This window comes from Pseudomonas sp. GD03858 (assembly GCF_029840925.1).
Classification (GTDB): domain Bacteria; phylum Pseudomonadota; class Gammaproteobacteria; order Pseudomonadales; family Pseudomonadaceae; genus Aquipseudomonas.
In genome coordinates, this window is record NZ_JAOCDM010000014.1 from 1 (window position 1) to 22791 (window position 22791).

Annotated in this window: 18 protein-coding genes; 13 read left to right on the top strand and 5 right to left on the bottom strand. The window is 64.9% G+C overall.

Features of this window, described 5'->3' with window-relative positions; genetic code table 11:
- On the bottom strand, window positions 1-1378 hold a 1378-nt coding region (locus N5D48_RS06220; RefSeq protein WP_279882277.1), incomplete at its 3' end, for a class II fumarate hydratase.
- Between the two features lie 153 nt (window positions 1379-1531).
- Between N5D48_RS06220 and N5D48_RS06225 the strand changes: the two genes are divergently transcribed.
- From N5D48_RS06225 to N5D48_RS06255, 7 genes are all read left to right on the top strand, one after another.
- Complete coding sequence (locus tag N5D48_RS06225; protein ID WP_279882279.1) at window positions 1532-2053, top strand: DUF2059 domain-containing protein; 522 nt, start codon at window positions 1532-1534, stop codon at window positions 2051-2053.
- Window positions 2054-2063: 10 nt separating this feature from the next.
- Window positions 2064-2360 (top strand): BolA family transcriptional regulator, encoded by a 297-nt coding sequence (locus tag N5D48_RS06230; protein WP_279882281.1) that lies wholly within the window; start codon window positions 2064-2066, stop codon window positions 2358-2360.
- 205 nt (window positions 2361-2565) lie between these two features.
- Window positions 2566-3498, top strand: a complete 933-nt coding sequence (locus N5D48_RS06235; protein ID WP_279882282.1) for a rhodanese-related sulfurtransferase — start codon at window positions 2566-2568, stop codon at window positions 3496-3498.
- A gap of 3 nt (window positions 3499-3501) precedes the next feature.
- Window positions 3502-4134, top strand: coding sequence for a DsbA family protein (locus tag N5D48_RS06240; RefSeq protein ID WP_279882284.1), 633 nt, complete (start codon window positions 3502-3504; stop codon window positions 4132-4134).
- On the top strand, window positions 4127-5959 hold the full coding sequence (locus N5D48_RS06245; RefSeq protein ID WP_279882286.1) for an ABC transporter ATP-binding protein: 1833 nt from the start codon (window positions 4127-4129) through the stop codon (window positions 5957-5959). Before N5D48_RS06240 ends, N5D48_RS06245 begins: the two co-directional genes overlap by 8 nt.
- A gap of 144 nt (window positions 5960-6103) precedes the next feature.
- Window positions 6104-8560 carry an EAL domain-containing protein gene (locus N5D48_RS06250; RefSeq protein ID WP_279882288.1) on the top strand — a complete coding sequence of 819 codons (2457 nt, stop codon included), beginning with the start codon at window positions 6104-6106 and terminating at the stop codon, window positions 8558-8560.
- Between the two features lie 38 nt (window positions 8561-8598).
- Complete coding sequence (locus N5D48_RS06255) at window positions 8599-9384, top strand: iron-containing redox enzyme family protein (RefSeq protein ID WP_279882290.1); 786 nt, start codon at window positions 8599-8601, stop codon at window positions 9382-9384.
- Window positions 9385-9464: 80 nt separating this feature from the next.
- Here the strand turns inward: N5D48_RS06255 and N5D48_RS06260 are convergent, their stop codons facing one another.
- The 4 genes from N5D48_RS06260 to N5D48_RS06275 form a co-directional block, all read right to left on the bottom strand.
- Window positions 9465-10205 carry a YciK family oxidoreductase gene (locus N5D48_RS06260; protein ID WP_279882292.1) on the bottom strand — a complete coding sequence of 247 codons (741 nt, stop codon included), beginning with the start codon at window positions 10203-10205 and terminating at the stop codon, window positions 9465-9467.
- 122 nt (window positions 10206-10327) lie between these two features.
- Window positions 10328-10999, bottom strand: coding sequence for an N-acetylmuramic acid 6-phosphate phosphatase MupP (gene mupP / locus N5D48_RS06265; protein ID WP_279882294.1), 672 nt, complete (start codon window positions 10997-10999; stop codon window positions 10328-10330).
- 2 nt (window positions 11000-11001) lie between these two features.
- The gene (gene ubiG / locus N5D48_RS06270; protein ID WP_279882295.1) at window positions 11002-11700 is read right to left on the bottom strand and encodes a bifunctional 2-polyprenyl-6-hydroxyphenol methylase/3-demethylubiquinol 3-O-methyltransferase UbiG; all 699 of its coding nucleotides are present in this window, start codon (window positions 11698-11700) and stop codon (window positions 11002-11004) included.
- 63 nt (window positions 11701-11763) lie between these two features.
- Window positions 11764-13089, bottom strand: a complete 1326-nt coding sequence (locus tag N5D48_RS06275; protein ID WP_279882296.1) for a TRZ/ATZ family hydrolase — start codon at window positions 13087-13089, stop codon at window positions 11764-11766.
- 111 nt (window positions 13090-13200) lie between these two features.
- Between N5D48_RS06275 and mtnA the strand changes: the two genes are divergently transcribed.
- The 6 genes from mtnA (at window position 13201) to cmk (ending at window position 22732) form a co-directional block, all read left to right on the top strand.
- Window positions 13201-14277, top strand: coding sequence for an S-methyl-5-thioribose-1-phosphate isomerase (gene mtnA / locus N5D48_RS06280; RefSeq protein WP_279882298.1), 1077 nt, complete (start codon window positions 13201-13203; stop codon window positions 14275-14277).
- A gap of 248 nt (window positions 14278-14525) precedes the next feature.
- The gene (gene gyrA / locus N5D48_RS06285; RefSeq protein WP_279882300.1) at window positions 14526-17288 is read left to right on the top strand and encodes a DNA gyrase subunit A; all 2763 of its coding nucleotides are present in this window, start codon (window positions 14526-14528) and stop codon (window positions 17286-17288) included.
- Window positions 17289-17534: 246 nt separating this feature from the next.
- On the top strand, window positions 17535-18620 hold the full coding sequence (gene serC / locus N5D48_RS06290; RefSeq protein ID WP_279882302.1) for a 3-phosphoserine/phosphohydroxythreonine transaminase: 1086 nt from the start codon (window positions 17535-17537) through the stop codon (window positions 18618-18620).
- Entirely contained in the window at window positions 18620-19714 is a 1095-nt protein-coding gene (gene pheA, locus N5D48_RS06295) for a prephenate dehydratase (RefSeq protein WP_279882304.1), read from the top strand. Before serC ends, pheA begins: the two co-directional genes overlap by 1 nt.
- 94 nt (window positions 19715-19808) lie before the next feature.
- A complete protein-coding gene (locus N5D48_RS06300) occupies window positions 19809-22049 on the top strand; it encodes a bifunctional prephenate dehydrogenase/3-phosphoshikimate 1-carboxyvinyltransferase (RefSeq protein WP_279882306.1) in 2241 nt (746 codons plus the stop codon).
- Window positions 22046-22732 carry a (d)CMP kinase gene (gene cmk, locus N5D48_RS06305; protein ID WP_279882308.1) on the top strand — a complete coding sequence of 229 codons (687 nt, stop codon included), beginning with the start codon at window positions 22046-22048 and terminating at the stop codon, window positions 22730-22732. The genes N5D48_RS06300 and cmk overlap by 4 nt, the downstream gene beginning before the upstream one ends.
- The last annotated feature ends 59 nt before the right edge of the window (window positions 22733-22791 follow it).

A 22791-nucleotide genomic window follows, 5' to 3' on the forward strand; every position in this document is an offset into this window, starting at 1 on the left:
GCGCCAGCATGTTCTCCGGGCGGACCCACTGGTCGAACTGCTCGTTGGTCAGGTACTTCAGTTCCAGCGCCGCCTCGCGCAGGGTCTTGCCCTCGCTGTAGGCCTTCTTGGCGATTTCCGCCGCCTTGTCGTAGCCGATATGCGGGTTCAGCGCCGTCACCAGCATCAGGCCGCGCTCCAGGTGCGCGGCCATCTGCCCGGCATCGGGCTCGATCCCGGCCACGCAATGCTGCTGGAAGTTGCGACAGCCATCGGCCAGCAGTTCGATCGACTGCAGCAGGTTGTGGATGATCACCGGCTTGAACACGTTCAGCTGCAGGTGCCCCTGGCTTGCGGCAAAGCCGATCGCCGCGTCGTTGCCCAGCACCTGGCAGGCCAGCATCGACAGTGCTTCGCACTGGGTCGGGTTGACCTTGCCGGGCATGATCGAGCTGCCCGGCTCGTTGGCCGGCAGGCGTACCTCGGCAATCCCGGCGCGTGGGCCGGAGCCCAGCAGGCGCAGGTCGTTGGCGATCTTCATCAGGGCCACGGCCAGGGTCTTGAGGGCGCCGGCCAGGCTGGTCAGCGGTTCGTGGCCGGCGAGGGCGGCGAATTTGTTCGGCGCGGTGATGAACGGCAGGCCGGACAGCGCGGCCAGCTCGGCGGCGATGGCTTCGGCGAAACCGTGCGGGGCGTTGAGGCCGGTGCCCACGGCGGTGCCGCCCTGGGCCAGTTCGCACACCGCTGGCAGCGTCGCGCGGATGGCGCGCTGGGCGTAGTCGAGCTGGGCGACGAAGGCCGAGACCTCCTGGCCAAAGGTGATCGGCGTGGCATCCATCATGTGCGTGCGCCCGGTCTTGACCAGGTGCGTGTGCCGTGCCGACAGCTCGGCCAGCCCGGCCGACAGCTCGGCGATCGCTGGCAGCAGCTTGTCGTGGACGGCCTTCGCGGCGGCGATGTGCATGGCGGTGGGGAAGCAATCGTTGGAGCTCTGCGAGCGGTTGACGTGGTCGTTGGGGTGCACCGGCACCTTGCCGCCGCGGCCCTTGCCGGCCAGCTCGTTGGCGCGCCCGGCGATGACCTCGTTGACGTTCATGTTGCTCTGCGTGCCGCTGCCGGTCTGCCACACCACCAGAGGAAACTGGTCGTCATGCTCGCCCTCGAGCACCTCGTCGGTGGCCTGCTCGATCAGGCGGGCGATGTCGGCGGGCAAATCGCCGTTGCGGTCGTTGACCCGGGCAGCGGCTTTCTTGATCAGCGCCAGGGCGTGCAGGACCGCAAGCGGCATGCGTTCCTTGCCGATGGCGAAGTTGATCAGCGAACGCTGGGTCTGCGCGCCCCAGTAGGCGTCGTCTGGAACTTCGACCGGGCCCAGGCTGTCTGTCTCGATACGGCTCATGCTGCGCTCACTCCTTTGTAGTTCGAAACCGCAGTTTAGGCCCTGATTCGACGCAGCGGTTCCCCTGCTCGTCGTGCCACTTGAGCACTTCGCCATCACGGCGCAGAATGCTCTACCCTGAGGTATCCGCCTCCCTCTCTTGAAGGAAATGCAATGACCCGTCTCCGTGCCCTCTGTGCCGCCGTCGCCCTGGTCTGCGCCAGCGGCCAGGTACTCGCAGCCACTCCCGGCCACAATGCCGCCGCCGAGAAATTCCTGACCTTGGCCAACGCCGACAAGCTGGGCACTCCGGTGTACATGCAGGTCCAGCAGATGTTCGCCCAGCGCTTCGAGCAGACCAAGGCACCGGCGGCCAAGAAAAACGTGCTCGACAGCTACCAGGCCAAGGCCAACGCCGCCCTGGACAACGCCATCGGCTGGAAGAAGCTCAAGCCGAAGATGGTCGACCTGTACACCGCGACCTTCACCGAGGCCGAGCTGAACGACCTGGTCAAGTTCTACGAGTCGCCGCTGGGCAAGAAGGTCCTGCGCGAGATGCCGAAAGTCACCCAGCAGTCGGCACAGCTGACCCAGCAGAGCCTCGAGCCCGCCGTGCCGGTGGTCAACAAGCTGCTTGACGACATGACCAAGGAACTCGACCCGAGCGCCGGCAAGGCCGCCCCGGCGAAGAAGTGAGCCCGACGCGATGAGCATGCAGCAACGCATCGAACAGCAACTGGCGCCGCTGGGCACCGATCACCTCGAAGTGCTCAACGAGAGCCACATGCATAGCCGTGGCCAGGAGACGCACTACAAGGCGGTGCTGGTCAGCGCCCAGTTCGCCGGGTTGAACAGTGTCAAGCGTCACCAGAAGGTCTACGCCACCATGGGTGATCTGATGGGTCAGATCCACGCCCTGGCGATCCACACCTATACGCCCGAGGAATGGGCGGCGGTCGGCGCGGCGCCGGCCTCGCCGGTGTGCGCCGGCGGCGGGCACTGAATCCTTTCCGTCGTTCTGGTACAATCTCGCAAAATCCGGGGGCCGCTTTGCGGCCCTTTCGCGACACAAGGCCGCTCCTACAGGAATACGCATTCCCCTGTAGGAGCGGCCTTGTGTCGCGAAAGGGGCGCAAGGCGCCCCCATGCTTTTTCATGTCAAACCCGGTCCGCCCCTTACGAGGGCAACCACCAGGAGTTTCAGATTCATGACCCAACCGATCGTCGTGGCGGCGCTGTACAAGTTCGTCACCCTGCAGGACTACGTCGAACTGCGCGAGCCGCTGCTCAAGGCCATGCTCGACAACGGCGTCAAAGGCACCTTGCTGCTGGCCAACGAAGGCATCAATGGCACGGTCTCGGCCACCCGCGAAGGCATCGACGCGCTGCTGGCCTGGCTGCGCAGTGACCCGCGCCTGGTGGATGTCGACCATAAAGAGTCGTACTGCGACGAGCAGCCGTTCTACCGCACCAAGGTCAAGCTCAAGAAAGAGATCGTCACCCTCGGCGTGCCGGGCGTGGACCCGAACCAGGCGGTCGGCACCTACGTCGAGCCGAAAGACTGGAACGACCTGATCAGCGATCCGGAAGTTCTGCTGATCGATACCCGCAATGACTATGAAGTGGCCATCGGCACCTTCAAGGGCGCCATCGACCCGAAGACCGAGAGCTTTCGCGAGTTCCCGGAGTACATCAAGGCCAACTTCGACCCGAGCAAGCACAAGAAGGTGGCGATGTTCTGCACCGGTGGCATCCGTTGCGAAAAGGCCTCCAGCTACATGCTCGGCGAGGGCTTCGAAGCCGTCTATCATCTTAAGGGCGGCATCCTGAAATACTTCGAGGAGGTAGCGCAGGAAGAAAGCCTCTGGGACGGCGACTGCTTCGTCTTCGACAATCGGGTCACCGTGCGTCACGACCTGAGCGAGGGCGAGTACGACCAGTGCCATGCCTGCCGCCACCCGATCGATGCGAAGGACCGTGAGTCGGAGCACTATTCGCCAGGCGTCAGCTGCCCGCATTGCTGGGACACCCTGAGCGAGAAGACCCGGCGCAGTGCCATCGACCGCCAGAAGCAGATCGAGCTGGCCAAGGCGCGCAACCTGCCGCACCCGATCGGTTACAACTACAAAGCCGAGGCCTGATGCATGTCCGCACGCCTGCTCTATGTGATGGACCCGATGTGCTCCTGGTGCTGGGGCTTCGCCCCGGTGGCCAAGGCGCTGATCGCCCAGGCGCGCGAGGCTGGTGTCGCCACCCGCCTGGTACCCGGTGGGCTGCGCAGCGGCGGCAGCGCCCTGGATGCCTCGACCCGCAAGTACATCCTCGAGCACTGGCAGGCGGTGCATGACGCCACCGGGCAGCCATTCCTTTTCGATGGCGCGATGCCTGACGGCTTCGTCTATGACACCGAGCCCGCGTGCCGCGCCCTGGTCGCGGCGCGCGAGCTGGACGATGAACGGGCCTGGACGCTGCTCGGGCTGATCCAGCGTTCGTTCTACGAGCAGGGGCTGGATGTCACCCGCGCCCCGCAGCTGGTGGAGCTGGCCGTACTGGCCGGTTTCGACCGCGAACAGTTCGCGCAGCGCTTCACTCACTCGGACACCCGCACCGCCACCAGCGAAGACTTCGGCTGGGTGCAGGATCTGGGCATCGCCGGTTTTCCCACCCTGTTGGCCGAGCGCAACGGCCAGCTGGCGTTGCTGACCAACGGCTACCAGTCGCTGGACAGTCTGCAACCGCTGCTCGGCCGCTGGCTGCAGCAGGCTGCCTGTGCTTGATCTGCCAGGGTCGCCAGACCCTGTGCCAGGGAAGTCTCCCGCCGTGCCCGATCGCCTGAGCTGGGCGGAAATCCGCCGCCTGGCCCTGCACCACAGGAAAGCCCTGTGGACCGCCAACCTGGTGGCCGTGCTCGCCGCGCTGTGCAGCGTGCCCATCCCCTTGCTGCTGCCGTTGCTGGTGGACGAGGTGCTGCTGGGCCACGGTGACGCTGCGCTGAAGTGGATGAACAACTTCCTGCCGGCGGGCTGGCAGGTGGCCGCGGGCTACATCGGCCTGATGCTGGTCGCCACCCTCGGCCTGCGCCTGGCGGCACTGGCGTTCAACGTGGTCCAGGCCAAACTGTTCGCCGGCTTGGCCAAGGACATCGTCTATCGCCTGCGCATCCGCCTGATCGAGCGGCTCAAGCGCATCTCGCTGAAAGAGTACGAGAGCCTGGGCAGCGGCACGGTGACCACGCACCTGGTCACCGACCTGGACACCCTCGACAAGTTCGTCGGCGAAACCTTGAGCCGCTTCCTGGTGGCCGTGCTCACGCTGACCGGCACCGCCGCCATCCTGCTCTGGATGCATTGGCAGCTGGCGCTGCTGATCCTGCTGTTCAACCCATTGGTGATCTATTTCACCGTGCAGTTGGGCAAGCGCGTCAAGCACCTGAAGAAGCTCGAGAACGACAGCACCGCGCGCTTCACTCAGGCACTGACCGAGACCCTCGACGCGATCCAGGAGATCCGTGCCGGCAACCGCCAGGGCTACTTCCTCGGCCGTCTGGGTCTGCGCGCTCGCGAGGTGCGCGACTATGCGGTGGCCTCGCAGTGGAAGAGCGATGCCAGTGGCCGGGCCAGCGGCCTGCTGTTCCAGTTCGGTATCGACATCTTCCGTGCCGCGGCGATGCTCACGGTGCTGTTCTCCGACTTGTCGATCGGTCAGATGCTGGCGGTGTTCAGCTACCTGTGGTTCATGATCGGGCCGGTGGAGCAGTTGCTGAACCTGCAATATGCCTACTACGCGGCGGGTGGCGCGCTGAGTCGTCTGAACGAGCTGCTGGCGCGTGCCGACGAACCGCAGTACCCGGCCGCCAGTGACCCATTCGCCGGGCGCGAAACGGTTGGCATCGAGGTCCGTGACCTGCGCTTCGCCTATGCCGACGAGCCGGTGCTCGACCAGCTGAACCTGTCCATCGCGCCGGGCGAGAAGGTGGCCATCGTTGGCGCCAGCGGTGGCGGCAAGAGCACCCTGGTGCAACTGTTGCTGGGGCTGTACGGCGCCCAGGCCGGTACCATCCGCTTCGGTGGCGCCAGCCTGCAGGAGATCGGCCTGGAAACCTTGCGTGAAAACGTCGCGGTGGTGTTGCAGCATCCGTCGCTGTTCAACGACAGCGTGCGCGCCAACCTGACCCTGGGCCGTGAATGCAGTGACGAGTCCTGCTGGCAGGCCCTGCGCATCGCCCAGCTGGACGCCACCATCGCCGCGTTGCCGCAGGGGCTCGACAGCATCGTCGGGCGTTCCGGCGTGCGCCTGTCGGGCGGCCAGCGCCAGCGCCTGGCGATCGCCCGCATGGTGCTGGCCGAACCCAAGGTGGTCATCCTCGACGAGGCGACCTCGGCGCTGGACGCCGCCACCGAATACAACCTGCACCAGGCCCTGGCCCGTTTTCTCAGTGGCCGCACCACGCTGATCATCGCCCACCGGTTGTCGGCGGTGAAGCAGGCGGACCGGGTGCTGGTGTTCGACGGCGGGCACGTCGCCGAGGATGGCGGCCATCAGCAACTGATCGCCGAGGGCGGCTTGTACGCCAAGCTGTACGGGCACCTGCAGCAGACCTGAGACAGGCAGCGGCAAGCGGCACGCGAGCGGAAGGTTTTTCTTGGCGCTTGAAGCCGTCGGCTTGTCGCTCCTTCATGGCAAATGGCCTACGCTGTGCTTGTCTAGGTCGATTTGTGCCTTATCTGCCGTCATGACAGGGATTACATGAAGGGAAAACGGACTCTCGAAGCGCCGAGGTTGCTGGGTATCATCTGGCCATTCGTCGCCGTTGTGGTGTTCCAGGTGCTGTTGGGCAGCCTGAGCCTTTACGCCCTGTCCGCGATGCGTGCCTATGTCGCGGGCGAGAGCCTGTGGTCCAAGGCGCAGAAAGACGCCATCTATTACCTCAACCTCTACGTGGCCGATCGCGACCCACAGACCTACGAGCGTTATCGCCGGGCCATTCTCGTGCCCCAGGGAGACCATGACCTGCGCTTGGCCCTGGACCGCCCCGTCCCTGATCTGGAAGCCGCGCGCCGGGGCATTCTGCAGGGTGGCAACCATCCCGACGACGTTGCCCGGATCATCTGGTTCTACCGCAATTTCCGCCATGTCAGCTACATGGAGACCGCCATCGACTACTGGAACATCGGCGACGACTACCTGCGCCAGCTGGACGTGCTTGCCGGCCAGATGCGCGAGGGGTTTGCCGCCGGCAACGTCGATGCGCGACAGATGGCCAGCTGGCGGGCGCGTATCGTCGCCATCAACGATGGCGTGACGCCGGCGGCCAAGGCGTTCAGCGATGCCCTGGGCGAAGGCTCGCGCATGTTGCTGAAAGTGCTGATGCTCACCAACCTGGCTACCGCGCTGTTTCTCATCGCCATGGCCTGGCGGCGTTCGAGCAAGTTGCTGGCTCAGCGCCAGGCCTTCGCCAGCGCGCTGCAGGAAGAGAAGGAGCGGGCGCAGATCACCCTGGCGTCGATCGGCGATGCGGTGATCACCGCCGACGTCGAGGGTTACATCACCTATATGAATCCGGCAGCCGAGCAACTGACTCACTGGCAGGCGGCCCAGGCTCAGGGCCTGCTCTTGGCGTCATTGTTCAGCCTGCTCGATGAAAATGCCCAGGCCGACAGCCGTACCTTGGTCGAACAGGTGCTCAGTGGCAGTCTCAAGGGCGGCGCCGAACATGCGCGGCTGATCCAGCGCCTGGATGGCAGCACGGTGTCGGTCAATCTGGTCGGGTCGCCGATCCTCACCGAGCGGCAGGTCAGTGGCATCGTCGTGGTGCTTCACGACATGACCCAGGAGCGCCAGTACATCGCCAACCTGTCCTGGCAGGCGACCCACGACGCCCTGACGGGGCTGGCCAACCGTCGCGAGTTCGAATATCGCCTCGAACAGGCCCTCAACGGCCTGGCTCGCCAGGCCGGGCGCCATTCGTTGATGTTCCTCGATCTCGACCAGTTCAAGCTGGTCAACGATACCTGTGGCCATGCGGCCGGCGATGAGCTGTTGCGGCATATCTGCGCCGTGCTGCAATCGGGCCTGCGCGAAGGCGACACACTGGCCCGGTTGGGTGGTGACGAGTTCGGCGTGTTGCTGGAGAACTGCCCTTCGGAACAGGCCGAGCGCATCGCCGAGCAGTTGCGCCAGGCCGTGCAAAGCCTGCATTTCGTCTGGAAGGGGCGGCCTTTCGTCACCACGGTCAGCATCGGCCTGGTGCATATGACCCAGGCCCACAACACCCTGGAGGCTTCCCTGAGGGCTGCGGACATGGCCTGCTACATGGCCAAGGAGAAAGGCCGCAATCGCGTCCAGGTGTACCACGCGGACGACAGCGAGCTGTCGATGCGCTTCGGCGAAATGGCCTGGATCCAGCGCCTGCATGTGGCGCTGGAAGAAAACCGCTTCTGCCTCTATGCCCAGGAAATCGCACCGTTGCAGCCCCATGAAGGCCCCGGGCATATCGAAATCCTGCTGCGCCTGCATGACGAGAGCGGGCGCACCATCCTGCCCGACAGTTTCATCCCCGCAGCGGAGCGCTATGGCTTGATGACCGCCCTCGACCGTTGGGTGGTGCGCAGTGTCTTCCAGGTGATCCGCCAGTGCCTGGACGAGGGGCGGGAGGGCCCCTTGGCCATGTGCGCGATCAATCTTTCCGGCTCCAGCATCGGCGATGACAAGTTCCTGGAGTACCTGCAGCGGCTGTTTGGCGAGTTCGATATCCCGCCACGGTTGATCTGTTTCGAAATTACCGAAACCAGCGCGATCGCCAATCTGGGCAGCGCTATTCGATTCATCAATGAATTGAAAGGATTGGGCTGCAGATTCTCCCTCGACGACTTCTGCGCCGGAATGTCGTCATTCGCCTATTTGAAGCATTTGCCTGTAGACTTCCTGAAGATCGACGGAAGTTTCGTCAAGGACATGCTCGATGATCCGATCAACCGGGCGATGGTCGAGGTGATCAATCACATCGGCCACGTCATGGGCAAGCGGACCATTGCCGAGTTCGTCGAAACGCCATTGATCGAGCAGGCCTTGCAGGAGATCGGCGTGGACTACGCCCAGGGCTATCTCATCGAGCGCCCGCAGGTGTTCACCTGCGACAGCCTGCAGCGTCAACGGATTGCCGCGAGGCCCCTCTTGCACCGGGCGCCGGGGACCTTTCGCTGAACAACGCCCGAAAATCACAGGGAATCAAGGAGCTGACAGTGATCGACGCGTTCGTACGGATCGGACCATTGATGGATCCGGCCAGTTATCCGGATTGGGCCCAACAACTGATAGAGGATTGCCGCGAAAGCAAGCGTCGGGTGGTGGAGCATGAGTTCTACCAGCGCCTGCGCGACGGCCAGCTCAAGCAGTCGACCATCCGCCAGTACCTGATCGGTGGCTGGCCGGTGGTCGAGCAGTTCTCCCTCTACATGGCCCACAACCTAACCAAGACCCGCTATGCCCGCCACCCAGGCGAGGACATGGCGCGACGCTGGCTGATGCGCAACATCCGCGTCGAACTCAACCATGCCGACTATTGGGTGAACTGGTGCCAGGCCCACGGTATTCACTTGCATGAGTTGCAGTCGCAGGAGGTGCCGCCGGAGCTCAATGGCCTCAACGACTGGTGCTGGCGGGTATGCGCCACCGAGTCGCTGGCCATCGCCATGGCGGCTACCAACTATGCCATCGAAGGCGCGACCGGCGAGTGGTCGGCGGTGGTCTGCGCGAACGATACCTACGCCCAGGGCTTCCCCGAGGACACCCGCAAGCGGGCCATGAAGTGGCTGAAGATGCATGCGCAGTACGATGATGCGCACCCCTGGGAGGCACTGGAGATCATCTGCACCCTGGCGGGCGAGAAGCCCACGCTGGGGCTGCGCACCGAACTGCGCCGGGCGATCTGCAAGAGCTACGATTGCATGTTCCTGTTCCTGGAGCGTTGCATGCAGCTCGAAGGGCGCCAGCAAGGGCGCGCGCGCCCGGCGTTGGCGGCGGGGTAAAACCATCGCGGGGCGAGCCTGCTCCCACACACCGTTTCAGTGGCGTGGGAGCGGGCTTGCCCCGCGATGTCCATCAAGATTTACTGCGCGTTCAGCGCCTGTCCGTTCACATCCTTGCTGTCCGGCCCCATCAGGTACAGGTAGACCGGCATGATCTCCTCCGGCAGCGGATTGTTCTGCGGGTTTTCGCCGGGATACGCCTGGGCGCGCATTGCCGTGCGCGTAGCGCCCGGGTTGATGCTGTTCGAGCGCACCGGTCCCACGCCTTCCAGCTCGTCCGCCAGGGTCTGCATCAGCCCTTCGGTGGCGAACTTCGATACCCCATACGCGCCCCAGTAAGCCCGGCCCTTGCGTCCGACGCTGCTGGAGGTGAACACCACCGAGGCATCCTCCGACAGCTTGAGCAGTGGCAGCAACGTGCTGGTGAGCATGAAGGTGGCGTTGACGTTGATATGCATCACACGCATGAAGTTATCGCCCGACAGCTGCTCCAGCGGCGTGCGCGGGCCGATGATCGAGGCGTTGTTCAGCAGGCCGTCGAGGCGCCCGAACTGTTCTTCGATCATCGCCGCGAGTTCGTCGTACTGGTGGGGCAGGGCGGTTTCCAGGTTGAACGGAATCACCACCGGCTGCGGATGACCGGCGGCTTCGATCTGGTCGTAGACCTCGTTGAGGTTGGCCTCGGTCTTGCCCAGCAGCAGCACGGTGGCTCCCAGGGCGGCATAGGCCTTGGCGGCGGCGGCGCCGATGCCGCGGCCGGCGCCGGTGACCAGGATGACCCGACCCTTGAGCAGGTCGGGACGGGCGGTGTAGTCGAACATAGGTCTGTCCTTGGGTATGAGCTGCAAGCTATAAGCGGCAAGCTACAAGAGAAAGCGGATTAGTGTTGGGGCTACTCTTTCTTGAAGCTTGAAGCTTGAAGCTTGAAGCTTGAAGCTTGAAATCAGCAGCCGCACAGCGCGCTGTCGATCACCTTGCGCAGCTCCAGCGGGTGGTCCACCACCACGTCGGCGCCCCAGTTGTTGGGGTTGTCCTCTGGATGAATATAGCCATAGCGCACCGCCGCGGTGCGGGTGCCGGCGTCGCGACCGGACTCGATGTCGCGCAGGTCATCGCCGACGAACAGCACGCTGGCCGGGTCCAGGTCGAGGGTCTTGCACGCCAGGATCAGTGGCTCGGGGTCGGGCTTGCTGTTCTTCACGTGGTCCGGGCAGATCAGCAAGGCCGAGCGCTCGGCCAGGCCCAGGCGCTGCATGATCGGCTCGGCGAAACGCACCGGCTTGTTGGTGACCACGCCCCACAGCAGGTTGCCTTTCTCGATGTCGGCCAACAGTTCCGGCATGCCGTCGAACAGCTTGCTGTGCACCGCGCAGTCGCGCTGGTAGCGCTCGAGGAATTCCAGGCGCAGGGCCTCGAAGCCGTCGGCCTCGGGGGCCATGGCGAAGGTGGCGGCGACCATGGCGCGGGCGCCGCCGGAGATCACCTCGCGGATGCGCGCGTCGTCGATGGCCGGCAGGCCGCGGTCGGCGAGCATCGCCTGGCAGATGGCGATGAAGTCCGGCGCCGTGTCCAGCAGGGTGCCGTCCATGTCGAAGAGTACTGCTCGCAGGCGCATGCTCATTCCTCGCGCAGGGTCTGGATCATGTAGTTGACGTCGACGTCGTTGCACAGCTTGTAGTGCTTGGTCAGCGGGTTGTAGGTCAAGCCGATGATGTCCTTGACCTCGAGGCCGGCGGCGCGGCTCCAGGCCCCCAGCTCGGAGGGGCGGATGAACTTCTTGAAGTCGTGGGTGCCGCGCGGCAGCATCTTGAGCACGTACTCGGCGCCGACGATGGCCAGCAGATAGGCCTTCGGGTTGCGGTTGATGGTGGAGAAGAACACCTGGCCGCCCGGCTTGACCATGCGGTAGCAGGCGCGAATCACCGACGAGGGATCGGGAACATGCTCGAGCATCTCCAGGCAGGTGACCACGTCGAACTGCCCGGGCATTTCCTCGGCCAGGGTCTCGGCGGTGATCTGCCGGTACTCCACCGCCACGCCGGACTCCAGCTGGTGCAGCTGGGCCACCGCCAGCGGCGCCTCGCCCATGTCGATGCCGGTCACGGTGGCGCCACGCTGGGCCATCGCCTCGCTGAGAATGCCGCCGCCGCAGCCGACGTCCAGCACCTTCTTGCCGGCAAGGCCGACGCGCTCGTCGATCCAGTTGACCCGCAGCGGGTTGATGTCGTGCAGTGGCTTGAACTCGCTTTCGCGGTCCCACCAACGGTGGGCCAGTGCTTCGAACTTGGCGATTTCGGCGTGGTCGACGTTGCTCATCTGAACGGTCCTCTGAAGCTTCTATGAATGTGTCACAGGCCGGCAGCCGTGGCTGCCGGCCGGTCAATCGTTGTGCCCGCGGACGCGGGCTCCCCAGGCACGGGCGTTGGCGGCCAGGGCCTGTTCGTCCATTCGGGTCAGGCGGCGATCCCGCACCAGGGCATGGCCGGCGACCCAGACATCCTTCACGCAGTCGCGGCCGGTGGCGTAGATCAGTTGCGAGACCGGATCGTGCACCGGTTGCTGCGCCAGTCCCGACAGGTCGAAGGCGACCAGGTCGGCGGCCTTGTCCACTTCGAGCGAGCCGATGGTCGCCTCCAGTCCGAGCGCGCGGGCACCGTTGAGCGTGGCCATGCGCAGCGCCCGGTGGGCGTCCAGGGCGGTGGCCGAGCCGGCGACGGCCTTGGCCAGCAACGCGGCGGTGCGGGTTTCGCCGAGCAGGTCGAGGTCATTGTTGCTGGCGGCGCCGTCGGTGCCCACCGCCACGTTTACCCCGGCTTGCCACAATCGCTCCACCGGGCAGAAGCCGCTGGCCAGCTTGAGGTTGGATTCGGGGCAGTGGATCACGCTGGTGTTGCTTTCTACCAGCAGCGCCAGATCTTCGTCGCTGATCTGGGTCATGTGTACTGCCTGCAGGTTCGGTCCCAGCAGGCCGAGCCGGGCGAGGCGGGCCAGTGGTCGTTCGCCGCTGTCCTTGAGCGCCTGCTCCACTTCGCCGGCGGTCTCGTGGATGTGCATGTGCAGCGGCGCGTCCAGCTGGTCGGCAATCACCCGGATCTTTTCCAGGGTGGCATCGCCGACCGTGTACGGCGCGTGCGGGCCGAGGGCGATGGTGATGCGCGGATGATGGCGCAGCTCGCCGAACAGCTCGATGGCCAGGTGCAGGCCCTCTTCCGGGGTGCGCGCGCCGGGGATGGCGAAGTCCAGCAGCGGCACGGCGACTTGCGCGCGGATACCGCTGCGGTGTACGCGGTCGCAGGCTTCGCGGGGGAAGAAGTACATGTCGGCGAAGCAGGTGATGCCGCCCTTGAGCTGTTCGGCGATGGCCAGGTCCGTGCCGTCGCGCACGAACGCTTCGTCCACCCAGCGGCCTTCGGCCGGCCAGATGTGTTCCTTGAGCCAGGTCATCAACGGCAGGTCGTCGGCCAGGCCGCGAAACAGCGACATGGCGGCGTGACCATGGGCGTTGATCAGGCCGGGCGTCAGCAGGCAATCGGGCAATTGCCGCACTTCCAGGGCCTGTGGCGCCCGTTCGCGCGGCCCGAGCCAGGCGATCCGACCCTCGCGGATGCCCAGCGCATGGCCTTCGAGCACCACGCCGGCCGGCTCCACGGGGACCAGCCAGTCCGGCACGAGCAGCAGGTCGAGGAGGGGAGGGGCGGTGGGCATGCGTGGCATATACCTGGGTCGGATCGGCGAAACCCGCAGTATACCCGAGCGTCCGTGGCTGAGGGTCGCTATAATCGCCGGCTTTTGATGCCAGGGCGACGGGGAGAGGCGATGCGCGAGCTACTGATGGCAGCGGAAACGGTGACGGGTATCGAGTGGCGCGATGGCGCGTTGCATCTGCTCGACCAGCGCCTGCTGCCGCTCGAGCAGTGCTGGTTGAGCTGTACCGAGGTGGCCGAGGTGGCCGAGGCGATCAGCGAGATGGTCGTGCGCGGCGCCTCGGCGATCGGCATCTGTGCCGCCTACGGCCTGGTGCTCGCGTTGCGCCGGCGCGTGGCCGAAGGCGATGACTGGGAAGAGGCGCTGGAGGAAGACTTCCTGCTGCTGGGCGAGGCGCGGCCCACCCCGGCCAACCTGTTCTGGGCGCTGAACCGCATGCGTGAGCGTCTGTTGCGCCTGCGCCCGGGTGAAGACGTGCTGGCGGCGATGGAAGCCGAAGCGGTGGCCATTCACGAGAGCGACCGTGAGGCCAACCTGACCATGGCCCAGTTCGGCGTCGAGCAGATCCGCCGACATCAGGGCAGCGAGCAGGCCTTGCTCACCCATGGCAATGCCGGGGCCCTGGCCAGCGGTGGTTTCGGCACCGCCCTGGGGGTGATTCGCGCCGCCACTCTGGAGGGCATGGTCGAGCAGGTCTATGCCTGCGAATCCCGCCCCTGGCTGCAGGGGTCGCGCCTGACCGCCTGGGAGCTGGCCGCCGACGGCGTGCCGGTGACCGTGGTCGCCGATGCGGCGATGGGGCACCTGATGAAGACCAAGGGCATCACCTGGGTGGTGGTCGGTGCCGACTGTGTCGCCGCCAACGGCGACGTGGCGGCGAAGATCGGTACCTACCAGATGGCGGTGGCGGCCATGCACCATGGCCTGCGCTTCATGGTGGTGGCGCCGAGCAGCAGCATCGACCTGAACCTGGCCACGGGCGAAGACATCGAGCTGGAAGTCCGTGGCGAGGAGGAGTTGCTGGAGGTGGCCGGCATCCAGGTGACGGCCGATGTCGAGGCGTACAATCCCGTGGTCGATGTGACCCCGGCGGACTTGATCGATGTGATCGTCACCGAAAAGGGCGTGGTCGAGCGCCCGGACACGGCGAAGATCGCCCAGCTGATGTGCCGAAAACGCCTCCATTGAGGCGTTTTTTCATGCAATCGCATGGCGCTGCAAGGCAACCTGCCATATCTCCCATGCCGCCCGCGATTGTGATAACATCCGGCAGTTTCCAAGACTGCTCGTTGCAGCGGTCTTCATTGCGCAGATCCATGGCACAACTCATTGATTTGTCGTAAGTCGTCGCACCCCCTTTGCGCTGCGGCGGCGAGCTTCGTTCGTCCTTCGAGGGATCAGGCGAAGTTTCACCAGAAAAAGGAATCAGGCTTCTCATGGGCGAACTGGCCAAAGAAATCCTACCGGTCAATATCGAAGACGAACTGAGACAGTCTTACCTCGACTACGCGATGAGCGTGATTGTCGGGCGAGCGCTGCCCGATGCGCGCGACGGCTTGAAGCCCGTGCATCGCCGCGTGCTGTACGCGATGAGCGAACTGGGCAACGACTGGAACAAGCCGTACAAGAAATCCGCCCGTGTGGTCGGTGACGTGATCGGTAAGTACCACCCGCACGGCGACACCGCCGTGTACGACACCATCGTGCGCATGGCCCAGCCATTCTCGCTGCGCTACTTGCTGGTCGACGGCCAGGGCAACTTCGGTTCGGTGGACGGCGACAACGCCGCGGCCATGCGATACACCGAAGTGCGTATGTCCAAGCTGGCCCACGAGCTGCTGGCCGACCTGCACAAGGAAACCGTGGACTGGGTGCCGAACTATGACGGCACCGAGCAGATCCCGGCGGTCATGCCGACCAAGATCCCCAACCTGCTGGTCAACGGTTCCAGCGGTATCGCCGTGGGCATGGCGACCAACATCCCGCCGCACAACCTCGGCGAAGTGATCGATGGCTGCCTGGCGCTGATCGACAACTCCGACATCACGGTCGATGAGCTGATGCAGTTCATCCCGGGGCCGGACTTCCCGACCGCCGGCCTGATCAACGGTCGCCAGGGCATCATCGAGGCCTATCGCACCGGCCGTGGCCGCATCTATATGCGCGCCCGTTCCGAGATCGAGGACATCGACAAGGTCGGTGGCCGCCAGCAGATCGTCGTCACCGAACTCCCGTACCAGCTGAACAAGGCACGTCTGATCGAGAAGATCGCCGAGCTGGTCAAGGAGAAGAAGATCGAAGGCATCACCGAGCTGCGCGACGAGTCCGACAAGGACGGCATGCGCATCGTCATCGAGCTGCGTCGCGGCGAGGTGCCGGAGGTGGTGCTCAACAACCTCTATCAGCAGACCCAGCTGCAAAGCGTGTTCGGCATCAACATCGTCGCCCTGATCGACGGTCGCCCGCGCCTGCTGAACCTCAAGGACCTGCTCGAGGCGTTCGTCCGTCACCGCCGCGAAGTGGTGACCCGTCGCACCGTGTTCGAGCTGCGCAAGGCCCGCGAACGTGGCCACATTCTCGAAGGCCAGGCGGTCGCGCTGTCCAACATCGATCCGGTCATCGCCCTGATCAAGGCTTCGCCGACGCCGTCCGAAGCCAAGGAAGCGCTGATCAGCACCGCCTGGGAGTCCAGCGCCGTGCAAGTCATGGTCGAGCGTGCCGGCGCTGAATCCTGCCGTCCGGAAGACCTGCCGGAGCAGTATGGCCTGCGCGATGGCAAGTACTACCTGTCGCCGGAACAGGCCCAGGCGATCCTGGAGCTGCGCCTGCACCGCCTGACCGGCCTGGAGCACGAGAAGCTGCTGGCCGAGTACCAGGAAATCCTCGAGCAGATCGGCGAACTGATCCGCATCCTCAGCAGCGCCGAGCGCCTGATGGAAGTGATCCGCGAAGAGCTCGAGGCGATCCGTGCCGAGTACGGCGATGCGCGTCGCACCGAGATCCTCAACGCCAGCCACGACCTCAACTACGGCGACATGATTCCGGAAGAAGAGCGCGTGGTGACCATCTCCCACGGTGGTTACGCCAAGACCCAGCCGTTGTCCGCGTACCAGGCCCAGCGCCGTGGTGGCAAGGGCAAGTCGGCGACCGGGGTCAAGGACGAGGACTACATCGAGCACCTGCTGGTCGCCAACAGCCACGCCACCCTGCTGCTGTTCTCCAGCAAGGGCAAGGTGTACTGGAAGAAGACCTACGAAATCCCCGAGGCCTCTCGCGCCGCCCGCGGCCGCCCGCTGGTCAACCTGCTGCCGCTGGAGGAAGGTGAGCGCATCACCGCCATGCTGCAGATCGACCTGGAAGCCCTGCAGCAGAGCGCAGGCTCCGACGAAGAGCTGGAGGACGCGGACGACACCGTGATCGAAGGCGAAGTGGTCGAGGTCGAGGAAATCGACGAGGAAGACGGCGATACCCCTGAGTGGCTTGCCGAGCCGACGGGCGCCTACATCTTCATGGCCACCGCTTCCGGTACCGTCAAGAAGACCCCGCTGGTTCAGTTCGCCCGTCCGCGTTCCAACGGCCTGATCGCCCTGAAGCTCAAGGAAGGCGACACCCTGATCGCCGCGGCCATCACCGATGGCGCCAAGGAAGTCATGATGTTCTCCGACGCCGGCAAGGTGATCCGCTTCGCCGAGAGCGTGGTGCGCGAAATGGGCCGTAACGCCCGTGGTGTGCGCGGCATGAAACTGGGCAAAGGGCAGCAGATCATCTCCATGCTGATTCCGGAATCCGGCGCGCAGATCCTCACCGCCTCCGAGCGTGGTTTCGGCAAGCGTACTCCGCTGTCCAAGTTCCCGCGTCGCGGCCGTGGCGGCCAGGGCGTGATCGCCATGGGCACCAAGGGGCGCAATGGCCTGCTGATCGGTGCCATCCAGGTACAGGAAGGCGAAGAGATCATGCTGATCTCCGACCAGGGCACGCTGGTGCGCACGCGGGTCGGTGAAGTGTCCAGCCTGAGCCGTAACACCCAGGGTGTCACGCTGATCAAGCTGGCCGCCGACGAGACGTTGGTGGGGCTTGAACGGGTCCAGGAGCCATCCGAGGAAGAGCTCGATGACATCATCGAGACGGACGAGGAGGGCGCCCCGCTCGATGCGTTGGACGAGGACGGCGCAGGCGCCGAAGAGGCACCTCAGGAATAACCGATGCAACAACCCGAACGGGGCGACCAAGGTCGCCCCGTTTGACTGATTGGAACAGGCAACGTCCGCTTTCTGTAGGAGCGGCCTTGTGTCGCGAAAGGGGCGCGAAGCGGCCCCAGGGTTTCGGCGGCGCTGCAAAATGCCGAGGGCTGCTGCGCAGCCCTTTCGCGACACAAGGCCGCTCCTACAGGAGCCGATGGGGTCTGTGAGTTACGATTTGTTCTATTTGGCAGAGCGAGAGTGGATGTGAGCAAACGAGCCTTTAACTTCTGCGCAGGCCCGGCCGCGCTTCCCGATGCTGTCCTGCAGCGTGCCCAGGCCGAGATGCTGGACTGGCGTGGCAAGGGCCTGTCGGTGATGGAAATGAGCCATCGCAGCGACGACTATGTGGCCATCGCGGAAAAGGCCGAGCAGGACCTGCGCGACCTGCTGTCCGTCCCCTCCAACTACAAGGTGCTGTTCCTGCAGGGCGGCGCCAGCCAGCAGTTCGCCGAGATTCCGCTGAACCTGCTGCCGGAGAACGGCACCGCCGACTACGTCGAGACCGGCATCTGGTCGAAGAAGGCCATCGAGGAAGCGCGTCGCTTCGGCAGCGTCAACGTCGCCGCCAGCGCCAAGCCTTACGACTACCTGGCCATTCCGGGTCAGAACGAATGGAATCTGACCAAGAACGCGGCCTACGTCCACTATGCGTCCAACGAGACCATTGGCGGCCTGCAGTTCGACTGGGTGCCCGAGACCGGCGATGTGCCGCTGGTGGTCGACATGTCCTCGGACATCCTCTCCCGCCCGATCGACGTGTCGCAGTACGGCCTGATCTACGCCGGCGCGCAGAAGAACATCGGCCCCAGCGGCCTGGTGGTGGTGGTCGTGCGTGAAGACCTGCTGGGTCATGCCCGCAGCAGCTGCCCGACCATGCTCGACTACAAGGTCTCGGCCGACAACGGTTCGATGTACAACACCCCGGCTACCTATTCCTGGTACCTCTCGGGCCTGGTCTTCGAGTGGCTCAAGGAGCAGGGTGGCGTCGAGGCCATGGAACAGCGCAATCGCGCCAAGAAAGACCGCCTGTACGGTTTCATCGATGGCAGCGAGTTCTACACCAACCCGATCAGCCACAACGCTCGCTCGTGGATGAACGTGCCGTTCCGTCTGGCCGACGAGCGCCTGGACAAGGCCTTCCTGGCCGGCGCCGACGCCCGTGGCCTGCTCAATCTCAAGGGGCACCGCTCGGTCGGTGGCATGCGGGCCTCGATCTACAACGCCCTGGGCCTGGAGGCCGTCGAGGCGTTGGTCAACTACATGGAAGAATTCGAAAAGGAGCATGGATGATGTCCGATCAGGAACTCAAGGCACTGCGCGTGCGCATCGACAGTCTCGACGAGAAGATCCTCGAGCTGATCAGCGAGCGCGCCCGGTGCGCCCAGGAAGTGGCCAAGGTCAAGACGGCGTCGCTGGCCGAAGGCGAGGCGCCGGTGTTCTATCGCCCCGAGCGTGAAGCTGCGGTGCTCAAGCGCGTCATGGAGCGCAACAACGGGCCGCTGGATAACGAAGAGATGGCGCGGCTGTTCCGCGAGATCATGTCGTCGTGCCTGGCGCTCGAAGAGCCGTTGAAGGTCGCCTACCTCGGCCCGGAAGGGACCTTCACCCAGGCCGCGGCCATGAAGCACTTCGGCCACGCCGTGGTCAGTCGTCCGATGGCGGCCATCGACGAGGTGTTCCGCGAAGTGGCGGCCGGTGCCGTCAACTTCGGCGTGGTGCCGGTGGAGAACTCCACCGAGGGTGCGGTCAGTCACACCCTGGACAGCTTCCTCGAGCACGACATGGTCATCTGCGGCGAGGTCGAGTTGCGCATTCACCACCACCTGCTGGTGGGTGAGAACACCAAGACCGACAGCATTACCCGCATCTACTCCCACGCCCAGTCGCTGGCCCAGTGCCGCAAATGGCTGGACGCCCACTACCCGAACGTCGAGCGCGTGGCGGTATCGAGCAATGCCGAGGCGGCCAAGCGGGTCAAGGGCGAGTGGAACTCGGCGGCGATCGCCGGCGACATGGCGGCCAACCTGTATGGCTTGACCCGCCTGGCGGAGAAAATCGAGGATCGTCCGGACAACTCCACGCGTTTCCTCATGATCGGCAACCAGGAAGTGCCGCCGACTGGCGACGACAAGACTTCGATCATCGTCTCCATGAGCAACAAGCCGGGCGCCCTGCACGAGTTGCTGGTGCCGTTCCACGAAAACGGCATCGACCTGACGCGCATCGAGACCCGGCCGTCGCGCAGTGGCAAGTGGACCTATGTGTTCTTCATCGACTTCGTCGGCCATCACCGCGATCCGCTGATCAGGGCGGTGCTGGAGCAGATCAGCCAGGAGGCCGTGGCGCTGAAGGTGCTGGGTTCCTATCCGAAGGCGGTGCTCTGAGGTTTGTTTCAAGGTCCATCGCTGGCCTCGTGGGAGCGGGCTTGCCCGCGATGGACTTACGGGCTGTCTTGATTTTTGAACAGGGTTCGCACTCGTGGTTAATGCTGTAACAAACAATCCCACGCCGCTCATCGGCCGGCTCGTCGTGGTAGGTCTGGGCCTGATCGGTGGCTCCTTCGCCAAGGGCCTGCGTGAAAGCGGCCTGTGCGGCGAAGTGGTCGGCGTCGATCTGGATCCCGAGTCGCGCAAGCAGGCCGTGGCTCTCGGCGTGGTCGATCGCTGCGAGGAGGATCTCGCCAGTGCCTGTGTCGGTGCCGACGTCATTCAGCTGGCGGTGCCGATCCTGGCGATGGAAAAGGTGCTGGCTCGCCTGGCTGAGCTCGAGCTTGGCGATGCGGTCATCACCGACGTGGGCAGCGCCAAAGGCAATGTGGTGCGCGCCGCCCGTCAAGCCTTCAGCGAGCGCCTGCCGCGCTTCGTGCCGGGGCACCCTATCGCGGGTTCCGAGCAAAGCGGCGTGGAAGCCTCCAATGCCGCATTGTTCCGTCGCCACAAGGTGATCCTCACGCCGCTGGCGGAAACCGATCCGCAGGCCCTGGCCCTGGTCGATCGCCTCTGGCGCGCGCTGGACGCCGATGTCGAGCACATGCCGGTCGAACGCCATGACGAAGTCCTGGCCGCCACCAGCCACCTGCCGCACCTGCTGGCCTTCGGCCTGGTCGACTCGCTGGCCAAGCGCAATGAAAACCTGGACATCTTCCGGTACGCTGCGGGGGGCTTTCGCGATTTCACGAGAATCGCCGGCAGCGACCCGATCATGTGGCATGACATCTTCCTCGCCAACCGCGAGGCGGTCCTGCGCACTCTCGATACATTTCGCAGCGACCTCGACGCCTTGCGCGACGCGGTCGATGCTGGGGACGGGCACCAGCTGCTGGGTGTGTTTACCCGCGCTCGGGTTGCCCGCGAGCATTTCAGTAAAATCCTGGCCCGCCGGGCCTATGTGGACGCTATGAACGCCAACGATCTGATTTTCCTGGCCCAACCGGGTGGCCGCGTGTCCGGACGGATCCGCGTACCTGGCGACAAGTCGATTTCCCACCGCTCGATCATGCTCGGCTCGCTGGCCGAAGGCACCACCGAGGTGGAAGGTTTCCTCGAGGGCGAGGACGCCCTGGCCACCTTGCAGGCCTTCCGCGACATGGGTGTGGTCATCGAGGGCCCGCACCACGGCCGCGTGACCATTCATGGCGTCGGCCTGCACGGCCTCAAGCCGCCACCCGGGCCGCTGTACGTCGGTAACTCCGGTACCTCGATGCGCCTGCTGTCTGGCCTGCTGGCGGCACAGCCGTTCGACACCACCATGACCGGCGATGCCTCGCTGTCCAAGCGTCCGATGAATCGCGTGGCCAACCCGCTGCGCGAAATGGGCGCGGTGGTCGAGACCGGTCCTGAAGGCCGTCCGCCGCTGACCATCCGTGGCGGGCACAAGCTCAAGGCGCTGAATTACACGCTGCCGATGGCCAGTGCCCAGGTCAAATCCTGCCTGCTGCTGGCCGGCCTGTACGCCGAAGGCACCACTACCGTCACTGAGCCGGCACCGACCCGTGACCACACCGAGCGCATGCTGCGCGGCTTTGGCTACTCGGTCGAGTCCAACGGCCCGGTGGCATCCCTGCAGTCCGGTGGCAAGCTCACCGCCACCCGCATCGAGGTGCCGGCGGATATTTCCTCCTCGGCGTTCTTCCTGGTGGCGGCGTCCATCGCCGAAGGTTCCGAGCTGGTGCTCGAGCATGTCGGCATCAACCCGACTCGTACCGGTGTGATCGATATCCTGCGCCTGATGGGGGGTGACATCACCCTGGAAAACCAGCGTGAGGTCGGCGGCGAGCCGGTGGCCGACCTGCGTGTGCGCGGGGCCAAGCTCAAGGGCATCGAGATCCCCGAGCACCTGGTGCCGCTGGCGATCGACGAGTTCCCGGTGCTGTTCGTCGCCGCGGCCTGTGCCGAAGGGCGCACCGTGCTGCGTGGCGCCGAAGAGCTGCGGGTCAAGGAGTCGGATCGCATCCAGGTGATGGCTGACGGCCTGATCACCCTGGGCATCAAGTGCGAGCCGACCCCGGACGGCATCATCATCGACGGCGGCCAGATCGGCGGAGGTGAAGTGCATGGCCATGGCGACCATCGCATTGCCATGGCCTTCAGTGTCGCGTCGCTGCGCGCCAGTGCGCCGATCGTCATCCATGATTGCGCCAACGTCGCCACGTCGTTCCCGAACTTCCTGGCACTGTGCGCCGAAGTTGGCATTCGTGTCGCCGAAGAGGGCAAGTCGTGAGTTCGCAAGCACCAGTCATCACCATCGATGGGCCGAGTGGCTCGGGCAAGGGCACGGTCGCCGGCATGCTGGCCCGCGAACTGGGTTGGAAACTGCTCGATTCTGGTGCCCTGTACCGCCTGCTCGCCTTCAATGCCAGCAATCACGGTGTCGACCTGACCAACGAAGAGCTGCTCAAGGCCCTGGCCGCCCATCTGGACGTGCAGTTCATCGCCGCCGAGCCGGGCAAGTTGCAGCAGATCATTCTCGAGGGTGAGGATGTCAGCCATGTCATTCGTACCGAGACCGTCGGCGCCGGCGCCTCGATGGTCGCTTCGCTGCCGGCCGTGCGCGAGGCGCTGCTGCAGCGCCAGCGCGCCTTTCGCGAGACCCCGGGGTTGATCGCCGACGGTCGCGACATGGGTACCGTGGTGTTCCCCGACGCGCCACTCAAGGTGTTCCTCACCGCCAGCGCCGAGGAGCGTGCCCGTCGCCGCTACCTGCAGTTGAAGGGCAAGGGTGAAGATGTTAGTCTGTCAAGTCTGCTAGATGAGATCCGTGCGCGCGACGAGCGCGACACCCAGCGCGCAGTGGCCCCGCTCAAGCCAGCGGTCGATGCCATTCAGCTGGATTCCACGGAGTTGTCCATCGAGCAGGTGCTGCAACGCATCAGAAGCGAGCTCGCCCTGCGCGACCTGGCCTGATGGAGAGGAGAGCGGGCAGGGGCACCAGTCAACGTCCTGCCAGTTCTTCTTTACTTAAC

Coding starts and splice junctions, on each gene's coding strand:
- N5D48_RS06225 (WP_279882279.1), top strand. CDS start 1,532: ATGACCCGTCTCCGTGCCCTCTGTGCCGCCGTCGCCCTGGTCTGCGCC.
- N5D48_RS06230 (WP_279882281.1), top strand. CDS start 2,064: ATGAGCATGCAGCAACGCATCGAACAGCAACTGGCGCCGCTGGGCACC.
- N5D48_RS06235 (WP_279882282.1), top strand. CDS start 2,566: ATGACCCAACCGATCGTCGTGGCGGCGCTGTACAAGTTCGTCACCCTG.
- N5D48_RS06240 (WP_279882284.1), top strand. CDS start 3,502: ATGTCCGCACGCCTGCTCTATGTGATGGACCCGATGTGCTCCTGGTGC.
- N5D48_RS06250 (WP_279882288.1), top strand. CDS start 6,104: ATGAAGGGAAAACGGACTCTCGAAGCGCCGAGGTTGCTGGGTATCATC.
- N5D48_RS06260 (WP_279882292.1), bottom strand. CDS start 10,205: ATGTTCGACTACACCGCCCGTCCCGACCTGCTCAAGGGTCGGGTCATC.
- mupP (WP_279882294.1), bottom strand. CDS start 10,999: ATGCGCCTGCGAGCAGTACTCTTCGACATGGACGGCACCCTGCTGGAC.
- ubiG (WP_279882295.1), bottom strand. CDS start 11,700: ATGAGCAACGTCGACCACGCCGAAATCGCCAAGTTCGAAGCACTGGCC.
- N5D48_RS06275 (WP_279882296.1), bottom strand. CDS start 13,089: ATGCCCACCGCCCCTCCCCTCCTCGACCTGCTGCTCGTGCCGGACTGG.
- mtnA (WP_279882298.1), top strand. CDS start 13,201: ATGCGCGAGCTACTGATGGCAGCGGAAACGGTGACGGGTATCGAGTGG.
- gyrA (WP_279882300.1), top strand. CDS start 14,526: ATGGGCGAACTGGCCAAAGAAATCCTACCGGTCAATATCGAAGACGAA.
- pheA (WP_279882304.1), top strand. CDS start 18,620: ATGTCCGATCAGGAACTCAAGGCACTGCGCGTGCGCATCGACAGTCTC.